This is a genomic window from Microcoleus sp. Pol12B4 (assembly GCF_036701385.1).
In the GTDB taxonomy this organism is placed as follows: Bacteria; Cyanobacteriota; Cyanobacteriia; order Cyanobacteriales; family Microcoleaceae; genus Microcoleus.
Map to the genome: position 1 here is coordinate 1 of NZ_JAUBQR010000113.1, position 21151 is coordinate 21151.

A 21151-nucleotide genomic window follows, 5' to 3' on the forward strand; every position below is an offset into this window, starting at 1 on the left:
ACGGTTTGGGGAGTATTCCAGTTAGCATTCGTGAAGGTTAAACTCGGTTTATCTACAGTACCTTCAGCCGTATTATCGGAAGTCATCCCGATTGACACATCGGCTGTAGGCTGGCTATCTAGAACTACCGTAAAAGTAGCCGTACTCCCGGCTTCTGTCGTTGTTAATCCAGTGATGGGAGTGATCGTAATGCCTTTGGTGTCATTATCAGTATTAGTAACTGCGACATCATCCGCATTAACACCACTGTAATTAGTATCGGTACTGGTAGCAGCAGTGACAATGTTGTAAGCAGCGTTCCCATCTACTACAAAGTCATCTACTCCCGTAACGGTGACGGTTTGGGGAGTATTCCAGTTAGCCGATGTAAAAGTTAAACTCGGTTTATCTACAGTCCCTTCAGCCGTTTTATCGGAAGTCATCCCAATAGTCACATCGGCTGTAGGCTGGCTATCTAGAACTACTGTAAAAGTAGCCGTACCCCCCGCTTCTGTGGTTGTTAATCCGGCAGTGGGATTGATAGAAATTCCCGCAGTATCATCGTCTTGAATTGTGGTGGTTATTGGAGAACCAATAATGTTAGCAGTTCCTGGGGCAGTGGCGTTGCTCAGAGTGAGTGCTAGAGTTTCGTTAGGTTCGGTAATTCGATCGCCCACAACGGGCACTGCGATTGTTGCTATGGTAGCATTGGCAGCAAAAGTAACTGTACTACCAGTAGCAGTGACTCCGGTTCCGGTAACATTGGCGTTATTGTAATCTACGGCATTGGTTGCTGTTCCCCCAAAACTAAAATCAATGCTGCTACTTTGGTTGGTTTCTCCGGTGCGGGTAATGGTGAAACTTACCACTTGAGTGCCGCTATCTCCCTCAGTCACAGTGGCGGTACTGCCGACGATGCTGTAAGTAATATCGTTATCGGTAATCTGTGGATTCACAGGGCCGATCGCCAATGTTGTTGGATAATTGGGATCGGTACTGTTGGTAATAGCGTGGGTTATTGCACCTGTATGGTTGTTTTCTGGTAGGGTGTCATCAACAGCACGAACGGTGACAGTTTGAGGAGTTTGGCCATTAACATTTGTGAAGGTTAAAGTTTGCGTGGCAGCAAAATTCGTTCCATCTAGGCTAACCTGTGCTTGAGTATCCGCCGTCACAGTAACGTTAACATTGCTGGTGGGGAGGGTGTTCAATTGTAGGGTATAAGTATCTGTAATTCCCCCTTCTGTTACTTCGGTACTGCCAGCAGATTGAGTGAGGGTAACGCCAGGGATATCGTTGTCTGTGTTGGTGACAGTGACATCTGCTGGGTTGAGATTGTTATAGTGTGTGTCGGCGGTGGTGGTATCGGCAGCGGTGATAATTTGGTAGGCAATATCACCGTCAGCCACCGCATCGTCTACTCCGGTGATGGTGGCAGTTTGGTAAGCGTTCCAATTGGTGGAATTAAAGGTGAGGTTAGCAGGTAAAACCGTGCCTTCTGCTGTGTTGTTGCTGGTTAAGCCAAGGGTGACATCGGCTGTGGGTTGGCTGGTTAAGCGGATGTCAAAGGTGGCAATACCAGCGAATTCGCTGGTATTGCCGCTAATCGGGAGGAGATCAAATCCAGCGGTGTCATTGTCGGTGATGGTGAAACTACCTGTGGTGGTAGTTCCTAATTGAATGCCTGCCGATGGGTTGCTAATAGTTAGGTTGGCAGTTTCGTCAATTTCGGCGATTTGGTCGTCGGTAATGGTGAAGGTGACTTGTCCGCTGCTTGCCCCATCGGCGATGGTTATTTGGGTGGGAATGGTGCCGGTGAAGTCGGCGGCGGTGGCAACTCCTGTTAAGGCGAGGTCAACGGTTTGGTTGCCTGCTACAGGTGCGGCGGCGGTGGCGGTGACGGTGATGCTGGTGGTTCCGGCTTCCGTGCCGGTGGTGGGGCTAACTGAGAGGTTGACGGTGGGCGCGGGGATGGTGATGGTAAAGCTGGATGCTGTGGAAGTGTCTACGCCGCCGTTGGCAGTGCCGCCGTTGTCTTGGAGTTGGACTTGTATGGTGGCGGTGCCGGGGTTGCTGTTGGGGGTGTAGGTGAGGGTGCCGTCGTTGGCGACATCGGGGAGGGCGGTGAATAAGCTGTTGCCGTTTGTGATGTTAACGAGAAAGTCGTTGACGGCTTGGCCCGCTTCGTTGGGGCCGAAGTTGAAGGCACTAGCCCAGCTAGGAACGGTTTGGAGGGTATTTGTCGAGGTGGCTAGGGTTTGGTTGCCGGAATTGCTGAAGCTGGGTTGGTCGTTAATGCCATTAACGGTAATGGTGAAGGTTTGGGTAGTCGAGGTATCGACGCCGCCGTTAACAATGCCACCGTTGTCTTGGACTCGCACGTCAAAGGTGGAGGTGCCGAAGGCCTTGGGGGCGGGTGTGTAAGTGAGGTTGCCATTGGCGTTGTTTATAGTGGGCGCGCCGGAGAATAAAGCGCCGTTGCCGATGTTGCTGACGGTGTAGGTGGCCGTTTGGGCGGCTTCATTGCCAGGGCCGGGGTTGAAGGTAGCCCAACTTGTTAATGTTTGTTCCCCAGCATCTTCGTTGACTGCCGCTGGGCTGGTGGCGGTGAAAGCCGGTTGGTCGTTGAGAGCATCGATAACTATGGCTTTGCTACCGCCGAGGGAGTTGGCTGTGGCTAGGGCGGGGAGGGTTAAATCAGCATTCGCAGTCAAACTATCTTGAATGGTGCCGCCGTTGAGGGTGAGGGCGGTGGTGGCGTATTCTAAGTCGAGGGAAGTGTCTCCGTCTTGCACTACATAGTTGAAGGTGAGTACAGTACCGCCGCTACCAGAAACGTAGTTGGCAAATTTGTCAGTTGTACCTGTTTCTAGTTGCAGTTGAGGTGTACCAGTGACGGTGACAGCAGCATCGAAGGTGACGGTGATGGCGATGGTAGAACCTACACCGTAGCTGCCGTCAGGGGTGGTGGCGGTGACAGCAGTAACTTTGGGGGTGGTGTTGAGCAGGATGGAGGCGGTGTTGCTGCCGTTTTGGTTCGTCGTTGCTAAGTCAGGTTTTCCGTCCCCGTTGATGTCGCCGATGCTGACGGAGTAGGGGGTAGTGCCAGTTGTGAAGTCAACTTTGGTGGCGAAAGTGGGGGTGGTGGCGTTGGTGGCTGTGGTGTTGAGCAGGATAGAGGCGCTGGCGCTGTTGCGGTTCGCCAATGCTAAGTCCGGTTTTCCGTCCCCGTTGATGTCGCCGATGCTGACGGACATGGGGGTAGTGCCAGTTGTGAAGTCAACATTGGTGGCGAAAGTGGGGGTGGTGGCGTTGGTGGCGGTGGTGTTGAGCAGGATGGAGGCGGTGTTGCTGCCGCTGCTGTCCGTCGCTAAGTCCGGTTTCCCGTCCCCGTTGAAGTCGCCGATGCTGACTGATCTGGGGAAACCGCCAGTTGTGAAGTCAACGTTGGTGGCGAAGGTGGGGGTGGTGGCTCCGGTAGCGGTGGTGTTCAGCAGGATGGAGATGCCTGAGCCGCCACTGTTTAACACCTGACCTAACCCCACAGCTAAGTCGGGTTTTCCGTCCCCGTTGATGTCGCCGATGCTGACGGAGTAGGCCCTAGCGCCAGTTGGGAAGTCAACTTTGGTGGCGAAAGTGGGGGTAGTGGCGTTGGTGGCGGTGGTGTTGAGCAGGATGGAGGCGGTGTTGCTGAAGGCGTTCGCTACAGCTAAGTCTGGTTTGCCGTCCCCGTTGATGTCGCCGATGCTGACGGAGTAGGGGTTAGGGCCAGTAGTAAAGTCAACTTTGGTGGCGAAAGTGGGGGTGGTGGCTCCAGTGGTGGTGGTGTTGAGCAGGATAGAGGCGCTCTCGGGGCCGTGCTTGTTCGCCGTTGCTAAGTCTGGTTTGCCGTCGCCGTTGAAGTCGCCGATGCTGACGGAGATGGGCGCAACGCCAGTAGTAAAGTCAACTTTGGTGGCGAAAGTGGGGGTGGTGGCTCCGGTGGTGGTGGTGTTGAGCAGGATGGAGGCGCTGGTGCTGCCGTAGTTCGCCACTGCTAAGTCCGGTTTGCCGTCGCCGTTGATGTCGCCGATGCTGACGGATTGGGGGCTATTGCCAGTTGGGAAGTCAACTTTAGGGGCCAAGCCTAGTACGCCGCTGTAGGTTTTGAGGGCCTTGGCGTTAAATGCTATTGGGGTGGAAATATCCCCGATTTGTACTTCTAGGTTCCAGTCTCCTCCTAATTGGGCACTGCCAGTGGGGTGGGCTGAGGCGGCGATGTTGGCTCCTGTTAGTTCGCTGAAGTGTTTGACAAATTTTAGTCCGGCTTCTCCTTTGGCGATGGAGCATCCATACAATAGAATATCGGCGTTTTGGGTGAGGGCTTGTCCCCACTGTTTTAGCTTTTGACTGAAATTTCCTAGATCCTTCTCATTAAGTACCTCGGCACCGAGTTTTAAACTGCCTTGGTTGCCGTGAGAAACTACATGAACAGCTTCAATGCCACTTTCACTAGCCAATGCTTTTGTAATTTGTTCAAGGCCACTACGCTTGTCATCTAAAATGACTATTTTGGCGTTAGCATCTGCGCCCTCGATCAAGTTTTGATAATTCTGTACAGAGGGGTCAACGAAAATAATTTGCTTGTTCGGGGTTGATAAATTCATAATTGCTGCAATCCTTTATATCTATCGTTTACATTTAAGTCCGGCAGGGGTTGAAACCCCCGCATCAAAGCTTAATCTCAAATCCGGTGACATTGGAATTGATATTACCCACAGTCAGGACACGGCACCGTGCCAATTGGTGTCAACTTAAGCTGTGAGCCCGCCAAGTCCGCCGGGGGTTGAAACCCCTGCCGGACTGTGGCTTCGCTACAATAGCGCTGGCACAACTATTTGTTGCCTCTGTCCAAAAAGATAAGCTATCAAATCGCTCAAACAAGTCGGGGGGTAAAATCGTTTTTCTCGGTTTAAACTCGACTTAGGCACGCACTTGATGTAACCCTTGTGTTTTGAGCTTATTATCAAATTCTGGCTCTTGATATTGAACATTCTCGAAATTATGCTCAAAAGGCTATTCGCCCAGAAATTGATAAATTAGCGACATCGTTTTAGCCGTTCCTATAGTTAATAGCTCGTAATCTACCAATAGAATAAATGCACTCTGTTTGCTGTAAAAAGCTTCTTTAAGAGCGTTATAGGCATACCCAACTAAACGCGAACCTTGACTTAATGCCTGGGTGCGACTGTAGACTGTAGCCCGTTCCGCTGGATTATTAAATAACCGGGAAACATCAAAAGCGTTACGCCGAATCAGTAGCTCGATGCTGTCCATAATCCAGGCGATATTTCTGACGCAGCAGATGACTTTTGCTTCAGGAAATACTTCCCGAATTAAGGGCAATTTGCTACACCAAAGACGATTGGTGTCGAAGATGATTTATTGGTCAGCTTGCGGGTGGTAATAGGCAGAAAAAATACTGAGAATCAGTGCCCCTTTTTGTTCCAGAGAAATAAACGTGGAAAACTCATTGTCTTTGCTCATGGCTTCCAGCATTCTCTCCACTAAACCCCCGACGGGGCTAGTCATAGCTGCGTGAAACCGGGGATTTTGTTGTAGTAGTGCAGCCAGTAAAGTAGAGGCTGATCGGGGTAGTCCTGATAGGAAGTGGGCTTTCAGTGGCCTCGCGTGGGAATGGGTTGGTAGAACTTAGATGCTACCTAAATGTATCATACTAAAGACATATTTTTTTTAGCATATTTTTATTTAACATTTCGCCACACAACATCCAGATTTACGATATCTTTACAATCTAGACATAGTGGGTTGACTTTCCCTATCTCTATCATTGCTTCGGGCCCCTGCCTCTGTAAAGTCGGAAAAGTCGGATCTTTGGCATGAGGACAAAATTACTTGGGAATTTTAACCGCAGAGGGTGGCGGATGTACGTGCTATGGACGCAGATGAATGTTGAGTTTGGTCAAGTAGGATCGATAAAACCCGCAAGGCGAGGGAATTACGATCGCGCTATATTGTGGATACATAAAGATATGCCTCTAGATTCTATGAATAACGAACAAGCTACTTTCAATACAGTCTCCGAACACGAGATTTTTGGCGATCGCGATTTTCCATTTTGGTTAAGCCAACAACAAATCAGCCTTGCTTGCACCACCTATCAAACCAGCAGGTTAATGTTAATAGGTGCTGCACCAGAAACTAACAGAATATCGGCTTTTTGGCGAATATTCGATCGGGCAATGGGGCTTTACTGCACGCCGGAACGCCTTTATTTAAGTTCAAAATATCAACTCTGGCAATTAGATAATGTCTTAGAAGCCGGGAATTTATACCAAGGATACGATAAATTATATATACCAAGAATCGGCTATACTACAGGAGATATCGACATTCACGATATCGCAGTCGATAAAAATAATCAAATCATTTTTATTAGCACTTTGTTTAATTGTATCGCTACAGTGAGCGATCGCCACAGTTGCAAACCTCTCTGGAAACCGCAATTTATCTCACAATATATAAATGAAGACCGCTGTCACCTCAACGGTTTGGCAATGGTAGAAGGAGAAGCGAAATATGTCACAGCATCGAGTCAGTCGGATGTGGTGGATGGCTGGCGCGATCGCCGAAAAAACGGCGGTATAGTTATTGATATTGAATCTAATGATATTATCGTCACAGGATTGTCAATGCCGCACTCACCGCGCTGGTATCAAGACAAATTGTGGTTGCTGAATTCGGGGCGGGGAGAATTTGGTTATGTGGATTTAGAGACAGGGAAATTTGAGGCAATTGCGTTTTGTCCGGGATATGTCCGAGGACTGGCATTTTGGCAAAATTGGGCAATTGTTGGACTCTCGAAACCGAGGGGTGGTGACAATACTTTTAGCGGTTTAGAATTGGATGAGTTGTTGGTAGCAAAGGATGCTGAGGCTCGCTGTGGTATGATGGTGATTGATTTGACTACTGGGGCGATCGTTCACTGGTTGCGGTTTGAAGGAATTGTCACAGAACTCTATGATGTGCAAATGATTGCGACAGTGCAAAAGCCGATGGCGTTGGGTTTTCAGACTGACGAAATTGCTCAGTTAATTACTTTGGAACTTTAACCGCAGATATGGGCAGATGTACGCGAATTAACGCAGATAAATGTTGACAGGATGTACGCAGAGGGTGTGAGAGAAAGTATTTAAGCGGGATTTGGTATTACTCAAAAATCGCCCCATCTAAGCTTGTTTTTCTTAAGTCTGTTCTCGCTAAATTTGCACCTCTTAAATCCGCACCTGTTAAACAAACATTGCTTAAATCTGCATAACTCAAATCTGCACCTCTGAGATTAGCATCAGATAAATTTGCTCCTGATAAATTCGCCCTCACAAGTTGCGATTTACTCAAATTGCTGCAACTCAAGTTTGCGGATTGCATCTGTGTAGCCATTAAGTTGGCTTTGCTTAAATTAGTGCCACTGAAGTTAGCCAAGTTCAATTTAGCATAACTCAAATCAATGTTTTCCAAGCAAAGTTGGCTCAATTGCGCGCATCGCAAGTTAGCATTAATAAAAAACCTGTCTCCAATCGCATAACGGCGCAGCAATTCGTCAACTCCCAGCCGAATTAAAACTGGTTCGCAAGTATTTTGGTAGCACCACGATGTCTCCAGCAAACTAGCGGCTGCTTCAATTGCTACTTTGTCGGATTTAGAGAGCACCAAACTATTGCACCCATCCCACTCACCGTTGAGCATGAATGCCATGTCCGAAGCTGCTGCAATTGAGTCGCATAACAAAACGGTTTCTGGTTTGGGTTGCAGCCAGTTCATTAAACCGATCGAGCTGTTGTTTTTCACTGTAGATTCAGGATTTGTGCGTCTTTCTTAATTATAGGTAAAAATATTGAAAACAGTATGCACAAATTCGCTGCGGCTTCAGAGAATGAATTAATTGTGTTTGGTGCAGCCAGACCAGGATACCGCGATGCAGAAGTTGCTCGGTGGATTGAATTTATGCAGGGGCATAATATCAAGCAAGTTTGCTGCTTGCTGGCTCAGACCCAACTCATCCGCTACACTGATTTACTGGGAACATATCGGAAAATATTTGGGTGTGATCGAGTTTGCTGGGCGCCGATTGCAGACTTTGAATTGGTCGAGCGCGATATTTTAATCGATCGCATATTGCCGTTCTTGGAATCTGCCAATAGCAAAGGCGAACGGGTGGTAGTTCACTGTTCTGGGGGGATCGGACGTACAGGACAGGTTTTGGCTGCTTGGTTGGTCAGCGGGCGGGGATTGTCTAACAAACAGGCGATCGCAGCAGTAAAAAAAACTGGCAGAAATCCCTATGAAGCAGCGATCGTAGCTTGTTTGAAAGGTCGAAACCCCTGGCTAGTCGTTGAAGAACTTAATGCTGTCTTAGATGATTGTCGCCTTGCTGCGAGAAATGATACATAGCACTATAGCAACTATATATATGTGCCAATTGCGTAAGTCCTAAAAGATTTAAAAGACTCGGCTTCCTACGCTCGAACTCAGGTATCGAAAAAATGGGTGTTTTGGCTGTCACCGTTAGCCGATCCGCTGGCGTTTTTGCGAATTCTCATTTCTGCTTTAAATCAGCTTACTCAGTGGCGCGGCAGAAAGTATGAATAATCGTTAAATTTTTGCTAGACCTTTTAAAATTGGTAGAAGTGCGATCGATCTTTTTTATCGAATGGGCGATCATACTTTTCTTAATTTTTTAAATCAACCGGAAATGAGCGGATGTAATCGCATTGGCACTCACTCCAATCATCACACCTAACTCTTCTCCTGTCAAGAGATTCTTGATGAGAGTTCCCTGAGTATTTTGAGTTATTTCTAACTGACTCAAACTCAAACCACCTGTTAATCCAATCAAGTCTTGACCGATGGTAAAATCAGCAATTCGGTCAAATCCTTGGCCAGCTTTTAAGACAAAGATACAGCATATTCAATGTAGATGTACTTCATAAACCTGGAATAAGCTGTATCTTTCCTAAAAATACAGCGGTTGTAAATTTTGCAGGAGATTTACATTTCTGGATTGCTTATACTTTCCTGGCCTTTATTGTACTGCACACGATAGACCAACGAAAATATGTGCGATCGTTTTGGAGACGAACAACCCAAGCCCTGAAAACATTCTCGCTCAGTTAACCTTCATCAGCCTGGGAATCAATAACGTATGGATGTCATTGCTCGCGGGGATTGTTAGCTGGCGCACCCTCTTAGAAAAACAATCGCAGCATCTGTTTTTCATGGGTTCTGCGTTTAGGATTCGGAGATTGAGTTAACAAGCTTTACCGCATTTAAATTGGATATTTCAATGCCGTATCAAAATTCATCCCATCCCCGCATCCACTCAACGCGCCACCTGCCGCATATACTCCCCCCACAACTGAGCAGCATTTGCACTACCTCCGGCAGTCGGAGAATTATCATCATTTCCCAACCAAACTCCTGTCACCAGTTGCTGACTCGGAATATAACCGACAAACCACAAATCTCTATTATCATTAGTTGTGCCTGTTTTTCCAGCTTCTCCCAACCCCAAAGCAGCACTGCTACCCGTACCTCCCCGCACAACGCCTTGCAGCATATCAGTCATCGTATCCGCTACGGCTTCCGAAACTAACTGCCGATTGGCAATGCCATCTTTTTGATAGTCATAAATCACCCGGCAACTTTTAAAATCATTTCTATCTTTGCAATCGCTGCTGTCAATAATTCGCTTAATTACGTGGGGACGATTTCCCAAACCCCGATTGGCCAAAACCCCGAAAGCACCAGTTAACTGCAACACATTAACTTCACTTTCACCTAATACTAAACCCGGGTTATAACGCAGTTCAGAAGTAATTCCCAAACGTCTGGCAATTCCCACTACATTGTCTAAACCGACATCTTGTGCTATTCTCAAAGCCACTGCATTTTCCGACTGTGCTAAACCCCGATACATATCCGCACTACCGCTGGTTCTTTCGCAGCCACTGTAACTTTGTCCGCCCCAAGAAAGGGGGGCGCAAGAATAAGTTTTATCGGGTGAGATTCCCTGTTCCAGGGCGGCTGCATAGGTGAAAATCTTAAATGTAGAACCGGGCTGTCTCAAAGCTTGGGTAGCCCGATTAAACTGACTTTTCAAATAATCTACGCCCCCAACTAAAGCTAAGACTTCCCCGGTTGTACTATTGAGAGTTACCACGGCTCCTTGAGAAAAACCTGCACTGGCTCCCGCATTTTCAACAGCATTTCTGAGGGAACTTTCCGCCAACTTTTGCAGGCCGGGATTCAAACCTGTTTCTACAATAAAATTGCCTTCTCTGGCTAACTGCTCCCCCAGCAAAAACTCCAATTCGTCAAATACATAACTGTAGAAATAAGGAGCGATCGTACTTTCCAGATATTGGCGGGCTTTGGGATTGATCTCAATTCGCGATCGCCTCGCGCGATCGGCTTCTTCCTGAGAAACCGTCCCCAGTGCCCGCATCCGTTCGATTACCCGATCGCGGTACTGCACCGCCAACTGATAATTTTGAATCGGATTAAAACTGTTTGGCGCAGGCAAAATGCCCGCCAAGGTCGCGGCCTCTGACAAAGTTAAATCCTTCGCCGACTTGCCAAAATAAAATCGAGACGCATCCTCAAAACCGTAAAGGTCAATTCCCAAAAACACGCGATTCAAATAAGTCAGCAACAGCTCATCTTTGCTGTAATAACTCTCCAGTTTAAAAGCCACTACAGCTTCCCGCAACTTGCGTCCCGCCGAATCTTGAGTTCCCACATAATCTCTAAACAAACTCCTCGCCAACTGCTGCGTCAGAGTGCTGCCACCTTCTCGAATTCCGCCCCCGCGAACATTAGTTAAAAGTGCTCGCAAAACGCCCAGCGGATCTACCCCCAAATGCCAATTGTAGCGGCTGTCTTCTGAAGCAAGTACCGCCTTGGATAAATAAGGCGAAAAATCCTGCAATTGCTTTAATTCTAAGTGAGCATTATTCTGAGGAGGACGCAGCGGAGTTTGCCCGTCGCGGGCGTAAACAATCACGGGTCCGTTGATACTTCTCGGCAGAGGTCGCACTTGAAACTTTGTCGATTCCATGCCTACCAACACGGCAATCAAAGCGGTGATGCCGCTGACGCCGTAAAAGCTGTAACGCACAAGTTCCAAATACCAAGGCGGCGGATCTACGTACTGAATTCGGACGGCCGCGGCGAGTTCGGGCGGCCCTAAAGTGAACACGTCTCCGTGACGCAGGGACATACTTTTAACTCGCCTTTTGCCGCAGTAAATGCCGTTGGTAGAGTCTTCGTCTTTGATCACAAAAGGAGTTCGCCGCCGAGTATCCCGCGACAGGGATAAGTGCAGGTGACTGACAACAGGATTGCGAACCACAATATCTGAAGATTTGGACGATCGACCTAACAAATATCGATCGCCCAACAGCGGATAAACCTCAGCTTTAGCTGCACCCGCATCCTGCACCCACAGTTCGGGTACTTTGGCATTCGGTTTCAGCGCTAGCTGGTTAAAATTAACCTTGGCAATAGTCTGGACTGCTTGGGTAATCGCACCCAAGACGGTTTGAGGTTTGCGGGGCGGCGGCGGTGGGGTCATATTTCGCTGTGCACTACGATCGAGCGATCGGCTCTTGCACCATTCTACTCGCAACTTTTGGCTATTTTCACGATCGGGTCATACTCTGAGGCGATCTTCGGCTAGTGGCGATCAATTTTGGGGTTATGGGCGAACCCGCAAGGCCAACTGTTTCTTGAGCAAAACTCCATTCAACCACAAAAAATCCCGCTCTCACCAGAAAATTAAATTATTATAAACTTGCCAAAAAATCAAAACTTTCGATAACATTTATCCCAGATTTACCAATAAACTTTGCATAATTAAAACCCCCCTTGAAAAAGGGGGGTTAAAAGCCGAAAATCAGCTTGATTCTCCTTACATCGAAGAACCCAAACCGGCATAAGCACCGTAGAAGAAAAGACTCACAATGCTCAGAACACCGAGGCCTGCAACAGTAGCTACCAGCCACAAAGGAATTCTGCCACTTTCACTAAACATAGCCATCACCTCACTAATTTACAGCTAAACACATTCGATGGAACTATCGAAAGCCAACTTTGACACCAGTTAATTAAAGAAATAACTGGAAAACAAAATACCCAAAACAAAAATCAGCAACAAACCCAAATACAAAGAAGTCCGGTTTAACTCAACAGGCTGCTCGTTGGGATTAGGAACGCGCTCAGGCATTGTAAACTCCTATCGTTGAATAAATTGCATTGCTGCGATCGCGCCCAAAAAGAAAATTGTTGGGACACCTAAAGTATGAACTGCCAACCAGCGCACCGTAAAAATCGGATACGAAATTGGCTCATTATTTGGGGTTCTGCTCGTCATTTTTCCAAATCCTTGTTAAATTACTTGGCAATGAACTGATCTACTTGTTTCTTAGCTTCAAAGCGATCCGAGATAATCGGCACTTCTTCCCGCTGCTGTGTGAAATACTGGTTAGGGCGAGGAGTTCCGAAAGCATCGTAAGCCAAACCCGTTTGCACAAACAGCCATCCAGCAATAAACAAAGCCGGAATGGTGATGCTGTGAATTACCCAATAACGGATACTTGTAATAATGTCCCCAAACGGACGTTCTCCAGTTGTACCAGCCATTTAGAATCCTCCTTTCAACAACAAATTGACAGACAATCTCTATTACTATTCTACTATCAAGCAGCTTGCGCTGAACCTTGATATTTAAGTAAAGTACCGCTCGCGCCGATCACAAATCCGCGATCGGGGCCCATAAAGACAATCCTGTAAAAATTAGCGGGAACATCTTCAACTTCGCGGTCTTTTAGCCAAGTTTTTCCGCCGTCCAAACTGCACAGCAAATTGCCGCCGCCGCCGGCTACCCAAACTTCATTATCAGTCCGGTAAGCCATGTCGAGCAAACCCCAACTAGCCTTGCGATCGGGAAAAAACGGTTTTCCCCAACCTTCAGGATTGGACGGGTCGCTAAACTGAATCTGACCACCACGGGCGAGCATCCACAAACGCCCGTCCTTGGTAAAGCCCATATTTTGCAGGCGGCGAGAACTATTGCGGTTGTGAGGTTCCCAAGCTTCTTGTCCGGGTTTCCACACCGAGTAGAAATTTCCCTTCGAGGAAACCGCAACATACTGCCCGTCTTCAGAACGGTTGATATTGCGAACTACCCCAAAAGAATCCTGGACGACAGCTTTCCAATTTTTGCCGCCGTCAGAAGTCCGGTAAATCGCCCCAACATCGGTCGTCATCTCGGCGGAATTGGGGCCCAAAGCCGCGATCGTACTCGGAGAACCTGGCAACTGACTGCTCAAAGCAATCCGCGTCCAAGACTTGCCCTCATCGTTCGTGTGGAGCAAAACAGAAGGCTGGCCGACAATCCAGCCTTCGGAACCCGAAAAACTCACCGACGCAAAACGCGATCGAGGATCGTCGATATCCAGTGCTATAGACTTCCAGCTAGTGCCACCGTCAAGGGTTTCGAGCAGAGTCGCCTCAGAACCCACAACCCAGCCGTGCTGAGGATTGCCCGTAAAGGCAATATCCTGCAAATTAGCTTCCGTCGGCAACGAAATCACTTGCCAGGGGTTGTAACTCACAGAACCGATGGTGCTGCAACTCGTACAGATGAGCGCAGCGGCCAATAACATTACAATTCGTTGCCAAAATCTCACAATCGTTTTACTGCAAACCATACATACTAAGTAACAACAAGAAACCAACGACCAAGCCGCCAAAAATCAGCAAACTTTTCTGACCTTCGGTCATGCCGTTGACACCGACACCGTAGCGCTGATTTGCCTTAAATCCCGATACCCCTTCCATCTGACCGAGATTTTGAAACACCGACTTGCGCGCCCCGCAAACGGGACAGACCCAAGTTTGGGGCAAATCTTCAAAAGCCGTGCCAGGGGCAATGTCATTTTTAGGATTCCCTTTTTTCGGATCGTAGACGTAGCCGCAGGCGCGGCACTCGTGCCGATCGAGGGTTTTGGTTTCAGTGGCTCGATCGCTCATAGCTCAAAAAGAGTAGGTAAGCTAATCTTAAAATATACATTAAAAATTATTGCAGAAGATGGAGGATTAATCTCAACTAACTCGTAATTTTAGCTACCCAAAATCTATATAATGTAACAGACAAGTTACAGAACCCTTTCACCTAGGCAGTAATTATTCACCGTGTTTGCACTCAGCGGCTACGAGTATTTCTTAGGCTTCCTGTTAATTTCCAGCCTAGTCCCTATCCTCGCCCTCACCGCGTCTAAGGTACTGCGCCCGAAAAGTCGTCCCTACGACCGACGCACTACCTACGAATCCGGCGTAGAGCCGATCGGCGGAGCTTGGATTCAGTTCAACATCAGATATTATATGTTCGCGCTAGTCTTCGTCATCTTCGACGTAGAGACCGTCTTCCTCTATCCTTGGGCGGTTGCTTTCAACCAGCTAGGACTGTTGGCTTTCATCGAAGCCTTGTTTTTTATCACGATCCTCGTTATTGCTCTTGTCTATGCATGGCGCAAAGGAGCCTTGGAATGGTCTTAAGTTCTGACAAATCACAAAAAGCGCTGATCAACCCAGTCGAGCGCCCGGAAGTTACATCGCAACTCTCAGAGAACGTCATCTTGACAACAGTGGATGACCTCTACAATTGGGCGAGACTTTCGAGCCTGTGGCCGCTGCTTTTCGGCACAGCCTGCTGCTTCATCGAATTTGCAGCTTTGATCGGATCGCGCTTTGACTTCGACAGATTCGGCTTAGTACCGCGATCGAGCCCCCGGCAAGCCGACTTGATCATCACCGCCGGCACAATTACCATGAAGTACGCCCCCATCTTGGTGCGGCTGTACGAACAAATGCCGGAACCCAAGTACGTTATCGCGATGGGCGCTTGCACTATCACCGGCGGAATGTTCAGCATGGATTCCCCCACAGCAGTCAGAGGCGTTGACAAACTGATTCCGGTAGACGTGTACATCCCCGGCTGTCCCCCCCGCCCAGAAGCGATTATTGACGCAATTATCAAACTGCGGAAAAAAATCGCCAACGATTCGATGCAAGAACGCGGCAACTTGCAGCCCACCCACCGCTACTACACCAGACCCCACAAAATGAAAGTAGTAGACGATATTTTGGACGGCAAATACTTGTCAGTTCCGGGCCGGATGGCGCCGCCGAAGGAATTGACAGAAGCAATGGGAATGCCAGTACCGCCGGCCCTGCTTGCAGGACAAAAACAGGAGGTAAACCGTGGCTGAGACAGAATCTGCAATTGTTGAAGCCGGGAAGGTTTCCCAGTGGTTGACTCAAAATGGCTTTGAACACGAAGCTTTAGCGGCCGATAATTTGGGCGTGGAGATATTAAAGGTCGATCGAGAATTCTTAATTCCGATGTCAACAGCACTGTATGCCTACGGGTTTAATTATATGCAGTGCCAGTGCGCCTACGACCAAGGGCCGGGACAAGATTTAGTCAGCGTCTACCACTTGGTTAAACTGACAGATAATGCTTCCAAGCCTGAAGAAGTCCGCGTCAAAGTATTCGTACCCCGCGAAGATCCCAGAGTGCCATCAGTCTACTGGATTTGGAAAGCAGCCGACTTTCAAGAGCGGGAATCCTACGATATGTACGGCATAGTCTATGAAGGACATCCGAATCTGAAACGGATTTTGATGAACGAAGATTGGGTAGGCTGGCCGCTGCGGAAGGATTACATTTCCCCTGATTTTTACGAATTGCAAGACGCTTATTAAGGGAGTTTTGCGAGGGCGGGTTTAGAGCATAAAATTGGACTTTAAAAGTTGATTTTTATGCGAAACTCGCCCTCTGTTTTTTAAATTAACGGCTTGCTAGGCTCTGCCTGGGAACCGATGTCCAAAAACGCAATTTTCACAAAATTATTCGTATGGTTTACGAAACTGCGGGTTTAATAGCTTTACTAAGTATCGTAATAATTTACCTGCAACTTCGCAGGGGTAAGAACAAACCGAATGATAACCAGCTCAAAGCACAGACAGTTGAGCTTAGGCAAATAAACAAGCAGTTACAACAAGGAAATAACCTATTTACCGCCTTTATAGTTCAAATCCTTGCAAGATTTAAGCAAACAGAGGCAGAACTCAAGGCAGCTACTACTGAGAACAATTCTTTGAAGCAGACGGTTCACAAGCTACAACAACAGTTAGCAAGCGTTGAGAGCGAAAGAGAGGAAGTAAGGAAAATTTCAACAAATCTTCGTATTGAAAATATTTACTTTGAACAAAAAGTTGAAGAACTAGAAGGTCATAAAAAAGTTCTTATTCAAGAATTGGGTGGTTCTCTCAGTAGTCAAGATATAGAGTTTATAACGTGGGAATTTTTAATCGAGAAAGTTCAAGAGGTTACTAGACAGCTTAATGAAGTCATAGCCCTAAATCAATCTCTCATTAAAACAAATACGGATTTACAGCAAGAAATAGACGTTCTGAGAAGAGACTTAAATCAAGTTAAAGATAATAATACTAGATTGACACAAGATAATCTACAACTCCGAGCTAGCCAAAACTCTTTAGAGTCAGAAATAAGACGAGAACTAGACCGAATTCAACCTTTAGAGATAGATAATAACCAGCTAGAGCAAGAAAAAACCCAATTAGAAAGAAAGCTTTATGAGTTAAATTCATTAAACTCCAATTCACGTCAATTAGAAACACAAGTTAAGCAACTAGAAGAGAATGCCAGAGAGCTAGAAAAAGCCAAAATAAGTTTAGAGCTACAGCTTAAGGACGAGAAAAGTAGAGTTGCACTTCTTCAGCAAGAAATTGAGAGTTTGAGAATTACAACTCCGGATGAGGAAATTAATCGGCTGCTTGCAAAAATAGCTCAACAAGAAGAGAGCATAAAAGAGCTACGAGAAGAAATTGATAGTTGGAGAATTATAATAGTAGATCCGGATAAAATAATAATAACTCCGGACGAGGAAATTAATCGGCTGCTTGCAAAAATATCTCAACTAGAGAATATCATAAAAAAGCTACTTGCAAGAATAGCTCAACTAGAGGAGAGCATAAAAGAACTAGAGGAGATCATAAAAGAGCTAAGAAAAAAACCTGATGGGACAAGTTTATTAAAAGATTATAATGATTTAGTTTATTTCGTTCAAGCATCTTTAGGAGCTTCAGGCATAGAGGAATTAAATGATTGGGAAAAAACGGAAGATTTTTACTTAGAACTTATCAGTAGACTTTGTTTTATCGATACGATACTCGTAACTAAGATTAGATCCTTGGAATGTGAATTAAATTTCGTTTATCATGAAGATATTGCTGAGGTTTTAGCTGTTAGCTTTAGCTATCCCGGTAAATTCTTGTTTTGGAGTAATGGCGAAATGTGGTTGGAACTAAGTTATTTCTTCAATAGTAAGTTCAATAGTCCGGACAGTTTTCAATCACTAACGGCAGAATGAGGGTTTCAGCCTTCTCAGTGAGGTCGAATGCTAACGGTAGAATGAGGGTTTCAGCCTCGATCTCAAAAACTGTCCGGAGTATTGTAAGTTGTAATTCATAGTTTATAAATCTAACCGATGAGTTCCAACGATCGCAAAACAAAACTAGAATACGGGGATTTTCAGACACCGCTGGAATTAGCCGAGATGGTGTGTCGGAAATTGATAGAACTTGATGTTAACCCCAAAGTCATCATTGAGCCAACTTGCGGGATAGGTAATTTCATTAAAGCTGCTGCAAATTCGTTTCCATCCGCCAGCAAGATTATCGGGGTTGAAATCAATCAAAGTTATTTAAGAGAATTAATAGCTAAGCATGAATTGTTACAGGATGAAAGATGTGAGGTTAAGCACGGAGATTTTTTTGAGTTTGACTGGACATCATTAATCAACCAATTTAATCATATGGTGCTGGTACTTGGCAACTTTCCTTGGGTAACAAACTCACAACAAGGAACTATTAGCAGTGAAAACTTGCCTCAAAAAAGTAATTTTAAAAAGCACACTGGCTTAGATGCACTAACAGGTAAAAGTAACTTCGATATCTCAGAATGGATGCTGATCCATGCGATACAATGGTTGCAAAATCGTGACGCCACTCTGGCAATGCTTTGCAAGACTTCCGTGGCCCGAAAGTTATTGAGTTACATTCATTCAAAAAAACTTAATCTCGCTAGCTGTGCAACTTACAAAATAGATGCTAAAAAGTATTTTGATGCAAATGTTGATGCCTGTTTGTTATTCTGCAAGTTTGACTCAAGCTCGCAAAACTACTTCTGCGATGTATTTAGCAGTTTACACAGTTCAGAATGCCACCGAATCGGATATCAAAAAAATCTCCTGATTAAGGATATAGACTCTTTCAATAAATTGAGTAATTTATATGCTGTAAATTCAGGAACGAAATGGCGATCGGGCGTCAAGCATGACTGCTCGAATGTGATGGAGTTTCGTAAAATTGATAATTTGTTTGTCAATGGATTTGGGGGATCTGTCGAGCTTGAGGAAACTTATCTATTTCCGCTACTTAAAGGATCGGATGTTGCTCAAAATCGAATTAATGGCACAAACCGCTATATTTTAGTAACTCAAAAATTTATTGGCGAGCCAACCGAACCTATCAGCCAGATAGCTCCTAAAACCTGGCGCTATCTGCAGGATTGGGGACAATATCTAGACAATCGCAAAAGCAAAATTTATCAGCACAATCCTCGCTTTTCTATTTTTGGGGTTGGCGATTATAGCTTCAAATTTTGGAAGATAGAAATTTGCGGGCTTTATAAAAAATTAGATTTTAGGTTAATCGGTGAAATAGCTAATAAACCTGCGATTCTTGATGATACTGTTTACTTTCTCAGCTTTGATAGCGAGAGAGTTGCACGTCAAACTTTTGAGCTTTTAAATTCATCCTCAGCAATTAACTTTTATTCATCGATGGTATTTTGGGATGAAAAGCGTCCGATCAAATCCAGTGTCTTAAATTGTCTGAATCTGTCACTGCTGGCAGATTTGGAATATTTAACCGCAGATGCACGCAGATAAAAGCAGATGGATACAGCTAAATATTGACTTGTTCTGGGAGAATGTAGGCTGCTATTTTTGAGAGAATACGTAAAAAATTGTGATATCCTTCCAAATTCCTTATTCGGTTTCTAATAGGGTAAGGTGCGTCGCCATCTACAATCTGCAAGTTCCATTGAAAATCTTACAGCGACGCACCCTACAGATTAGAGACTGGCTAAGCCCTCTGATAGCGCTGATTAACAACCTACTATCCTCTGTAGTGCGTGGAGCTAATAAGAGTGGCAAAGAATACAATTAAATTACTAGATGTCGTTGCATTGACAGTTGACCTTCCTGAATACAACCTGTGGCGTGGACAAGTTGGGACTGTGGTTGAACTGTTGGCTGATAGTGCAGCGTTTGAGGTTGAATTTAGCGATCGCAATGGACGTACTTATGAATCTGTCGGGCTGCAGAAGAGAGCAAATAATGGTGTTGTATTTTGAGCCAGCATCACCTGATATCAAACCCGAAATGGTTACAGCATACGCAGCCCAATAACTTGGGGACTTTATAAAAAATTGGATTTCAGGTTGATAAGTGAGTATCCACTCAATAACCGGGCGTAAATCGCTCAACGATGCACATCAAATGACGCAAAATTGTTCCTGAGTGGGTAGTCCGCCCCGAATTATTGAGCGGATACGAATTTCTCCACTTGGAATCATTCCCTCTCTCTCCCCTATTATTCGCGAAAAATCTTCTCTTCATCCCTTGGGCTTGTCTTGGCCACTAGAAGAATTGCTCCCCCTATTTATTGAGCCGATACCATATATTTATGAAATATGCTGTATGATCCAGCATATTTCATGTAAATGTAGATCGCGAGAAACCGGGTTTCGAGCAACAGAATTAGTAATGATGTGAGAACTGTAAAGAAACCCGGTTTCTGGGTGTACTTCATAAACCTGGAATACGCTGTAAGTTTCTCAGTCCAGCAGTGATTGTCCTGAACTTAGAAACCCTGAATGGAAACAATCCTGCTTTGAAGTTCATTAGGGGTTACATCCTCTACAAAACCTAAAATCCCGTTAGAATTCCTGACTCTGATGAGAGTTCCTGAATAAACTCCGCTAATTCCGGCTCTGAGTTGAGTTCCTGAAGCAGATCCGCTAAATTCGTCGGCCACATCTTGCAGTATAGCTTGCGGCCCATCGAACCTATATGTTAATGCCACATTCTGTACAGGCTCCAACACTATATCATTGACCGTTAAGTCACTCGCTAATCCAATGCGATCTAAATCAGGATCAAAACTTTCGATTATATCGCTAGAATTGATATCTGTAGTGGCAGAATCTATTTCCAGAACGCATAAATTATTGCCAACCCCACTCTCTAAGAAGTCTCTGCCCAAGCCCCCAACCAGAGTGTTATTCCCATCTGTGCCGGATAACAAATCATTGCCTTTCCCCCCAAATAAAATATCATCGCCAGCGTCTCCAAGAAGCCAATCAGCCTCTAGACCACCACTGAGGGAGTCATTTCCCTCCTGTCCATACAGGCCATCTTTTCCTTTTCCCCCAAATAGAGAATCATTGCCTGAAAAACCTATGAGAATATCTTCCCCTTCATTTCCCAGGATTAACTCGCTAGCCCCTGAGCCATTTACTGTATCGTCGCCATAGAGCGCCCAAGATCCTAAAGGAAAATTCGTTAGGTCTCCAGGAAAAAGTTGAATCAATTCCGAGGTGTTGTCGCCAATTAAGCGTAAGGTGCCTGACGCATCCGGTTTTAAAGCCATAGCTAAAATCTCTGTGTGTTGGTCGATTACTAACCCTACTTGAGCCAATACTGGCTCACAAGTGGGTCATAATTCAATTAGAACCGTATTCAATATAACTTGAAACGGTATTTTCCAAAAGCATTGCAACAGTCATCGGCCCGATTCCTCCCGGCACAGGGGTGATAAATTCGGCTACTGTTTTAACAGCATCAAAGTTTACATCTCCGGCTAAACGACTCGTACCGTCTGGATTGACGACGCGGTTGATACCGACATCAATTACTACTGATCCGGGTTTAACCATATTAGCTGTAATCATTTCTGTGCG

The 21151-nt window shown here is 45.9% G+C and carries 21 protein-coding genes and 2 pseudogenes; 9 read left to right on the forward strand and 14 right to left on the reverse strand.

From position 1 onward, the window contains the following. The 3 genes from QUA38_RS16350 to QUA38_RS16360 form a co-directional block, all read right to left on the reverse strand. Window positions 1-4625, reverse strand: a 4625-nt coding sequence (locus QUA38_RS16350; RefSeq protein WP_333163440.1) for a DUF4347 domain-containing protein, incomplete at its 3' end; no start/stop codon positions are given. A 409-nt stretch (window positions 4626-5034) separates the two neighbouring features. Continuing rightward, window positions 5035-5364: a hypothetical protein gene (locus QUA38_RS16355; protein ID WP_333163442.1), complete on the reverse strand. Its 330-nt coding sequence runs from the start codon at window positions 5362-5364 to the stop codon at window positions 5035-5037. 36 nt (window positions 5365-5400) lie between these two features. Next, window positions 5401-5550 (reverse strand): hypothetical protein, encoded by a 150-nt coding sequence (locus tag QUA38_RS16360; protein WP_333163444.1) that lies wholly within the window; start codon window positions 5548-5550, stop codon window positions 5401-5403. Window positions 5551-6026: 476 nt separating this feature from the next. On the opposite strand from QUA38_RS16360, the gene QUA38_RS16365 reads away from it, so the two are divergent. After that, complete coding sequence (locus QUA38_RS16365) at window positions 6027-7091, forward strand: TIGR03032 family protein (protein ID WP_333163464.1); 1065 nt, start codon at window positions 6027-6029, stop codon at window positions 7089-7091. Window positions 7092-7188: 97 nt separating this feature from the next. Here the strand turns inward: QUA38_RS16365 and QUA38_RS16370 are convergent, their stop codons facing one another. Further along, window positions 7189-7827, reverse strand: coding sequence for a pentapeptide repeat-containing protein (locus QUA38_RS16370; RefSeq protein ID WP_333163445.1), 639 nt, complete (start codon window positions 7825-7827; stop codon window positions 7189-7191). Between the two features lie 57 nt (window positions 7828-7884). Here QUA38_RS16370 and QUA38_RS16375 point away from each other — a divergent pair, with 57 nt between their 5' ends. Both QUA38_RS16375 and QUA38_RS16380 read left to right on the forward strand, forming a co-directional pair. Further along, window positions 7885-8430, forward strand: a complete 546-nt coding sequence (locus QUA38_RS16375) for a phosphatase domain-containing putative toxin (RefSeq protein ID WP_333163447.1) — start codon at window positions 7885-7887, stop codon at window positions 8428-8430. Window positions 8431-8493: 63 nt separating this feature from the next. Then, window positions 8494-8628 (forward strand): annotated as a pseudogene (locus QUA38_RS16380) (glycosyltransferase family 2 protein); the annotation flags it as partial. Window positions 8629-8716: 88 nt separating this feature from the next. On the opposite strand, the gene QUA38_RS16385 reads toward QUA38_RS16380, so the two are convergent. From QUA38_RS16385 to QUA38_RS16420, 8 genes are all read right to left on the reverse strand, one after another. After that, window positions 8717-8875 (reverse strand): hypothetical protein, encoded by a 159-nt coding sequence (locus QUA38_RS16385; protein WP_333163449.1) that lies wholly within the window; start codon window positions 8873-8875, stop codon window positions 8717-8719. Between the two features lie 483 nt (window positions 8876-9358). Next, window positions 9359-11611, reverse strand: coding sequence for a transglycosylase domain-containing protein (locus tag QUA38_RS16390; RefSeq protein WP_333163451.1), 2253 nt, complete (start codon window positions 11609-11611; stop codon window positions 9359-9361). Window positions 11612-11947: 336 nt separating this feature from the next. Further along, window positions 11948-12070 carry a photosystem II reaction center protein J gene (locus tag QUA38_RS16395; protein ID WP_006635506.1) on the reverse strand — a complete coding sequence of 41 codons (123 nt, stop codon included), beginning with the start codon at window positions 12068-12070 and terminating at the stop codon, window positions 11948-11950. Window positions 12071-12139: 69 nt separating this feature from the next. Then, window positions 12140-12262: a photosystem II reaction center protein L gene (locus QUA38_RS16400; RefSeq protein WP_015176850.1), complete on the reverse strand. Its 123-nt coding sequence runs from the start codon at window positions 12260-12262 to the stop codon at window positions 12140-12142. Between the two features lie 9 nt (window positions 12263-12271). Beyond that, window positions 12272-12409, reverse strand: coding sequence for a cytochrome b559 subunit beta (gene psbF, locus QUA38_RS16405; protein WP_006635504.1), 138 nt, complete (start codon window positions 12407-12409; stop codon window positions 12272-12274). A 20-nt stretch (window positions 12410-12429) separates the two neighbouring features. Continuing rightward, on the reverse strand, window positions 12430-12678 hold the full coding sequence (gene psbE / locus QUA38_RS16410; RefSeq protein WP_333146115.1) for a cytochrome b559 subunit alpha: 249 nt from the start codon (window positions 12676-12678) through the stop codon (window positions 12430-12432). A gap of 56 nt (window positions 12679-12734) precedes the next feature. Then, the gene (locus QUA38_RS16415; protein ID WP_333070732.1) at window positions 12735-13748 is read right to left on the reverse strand and encodes a photosynthesis system II assembly factor Ycf48; all 1014 of its coding nucleotides are present in this window, start codon (window positions 13746-13748) and stop codon (window positions 12735-12737) included. Beyond that, on the reverse strand, window positions 13735-14070 hold the full coding sequence (locus tag QUA38_RS16420; protein ID WP_333070731.1) for a rubredoxin: 336 nt from the start codon (window positions 14068-14070) through the stop codon (window positions 13735-13737). The genes QUA38_RS16415 and QUA38_RS16420 overlap by 14 nt, the downstream gene beginning before the upstream one ends. Window positions 14071-14232: 162 nt before the next feature. Here QUA38_RS16420 and ndhC point away from each other — a divergent pair, with 162 nt between their 5' ends. The 6 genes from ndhC (at window position 14233) to QUA38_RS16450 (ending at window position 19543) form a co-directional block, all read left to right on the forward strand. Beyond that, window positions 14233-14595, forward strand: a complete 363-nt coding sequence (gene ndhC, locus QUA38_RS16425; protein WP_006635500.1) for a photosynthetic/respiratory NAD(P)H-quinone oxidoreductase subunit C — start codon at window positions 14233-14235, stop codon at window positions 14593-14595. Continuing rightward, complete coding sequence (gene ndhK / locus QUA38_RS16430; RefSeq protein ID WP_333163454.1) at window positions 14586-15308, forward strand: photosynthetic/respiratory NAD(P)H-quinone oxidoreductase subunit K; 723 nt, start codon at window positions 14586-14588, stop codon at window positions 15306-15308. Before ndhC ends, ndhK begins: the two co-directional genes overlap by 10 nt. Further along, the gene (locus QUA38_RS16435; RefSeq protein WP_172190238.1) at window positions 15301-15804 is read left to right on the forward strand and encodes an NAD(P)H-quinone oxidoreductase subunit J; all 504 of its coding nucleotides are present in this window, start codon (window positions 15301-15303) and stop codon (window positions 15802-15804) included. The genes ndhK and QUA38_RS16435 overlap by 8 nt, the downstream gene beginning before the upstream one ends. A 152-nt stretch (window positions 15805-15956) precedes the next feature. Further along, window positions 15957-17495 (forward strand): hypothetical protein, encoded by a 1539-nt coding sequence (locus QUA38_RS16440; RefSeq protein WP_333163456.1) that lies wholly within the window; start codon window positions 15957-15959, stop codon window positions 17493-17495. 201 nt (window positions 17496-17696) lie between these two features. After that, on the forward strand, window positions 17697-19076 hold the full coding sequence (locus QUA38_RS16445; RefSeq protein ID WP_333163458.1) for a class I SAM-dependent methyltransferase: 1380 nt from the start codon (window positions 17697-17699) through the stop codon (window positions 19074-19076). A gap of 260 nt (window positions 19077-19336) precedes the next feature. Further along, window positions 19337-19543: a DUF4926 domain-containing protein gene (locus QUA38_RS16450; RefSeq protein ID WP_333163460.1), complete on the forward strand. Its 207-nt coding sequence runs from the start codon at window positions 19337-19339 to the stop codon at window positions 19541-19543. A 509-nt stretch (window positions 19544-20052) separates the two neighbouring features. On the opposite strand, the gene QUA38_RS16455 is transcribed toward QUA38_RS16450, so the two are convergent. Both QUA38_RS16455 and QUA38_RS16460 read right to left on the reverse strand, forming a co-directional pair. Continuing rightward, window positions 20053-20841 (reverse strand): calcium-binding protein, encoded by a 789-nt coding sequence (locus QUA38_RS16455; protein WP_333163462.1) that lies wholly within the window; start codon window positions 20839-20841, stop codon window positions 20053-20055. A 73-nt stretch (window positions 20842-20914) separates the two neighbouring features. Continuing rightward, a pseudogene (locus QUA38_RS16460) lies at window positions 20915-21151 on the reverse strand (bifunctional 5,10-methylene-tetrahydrofolate dehydrogenase/5,10-methylene-tetrahydrofolate cyclohydrolase); the annotation flags it as partial.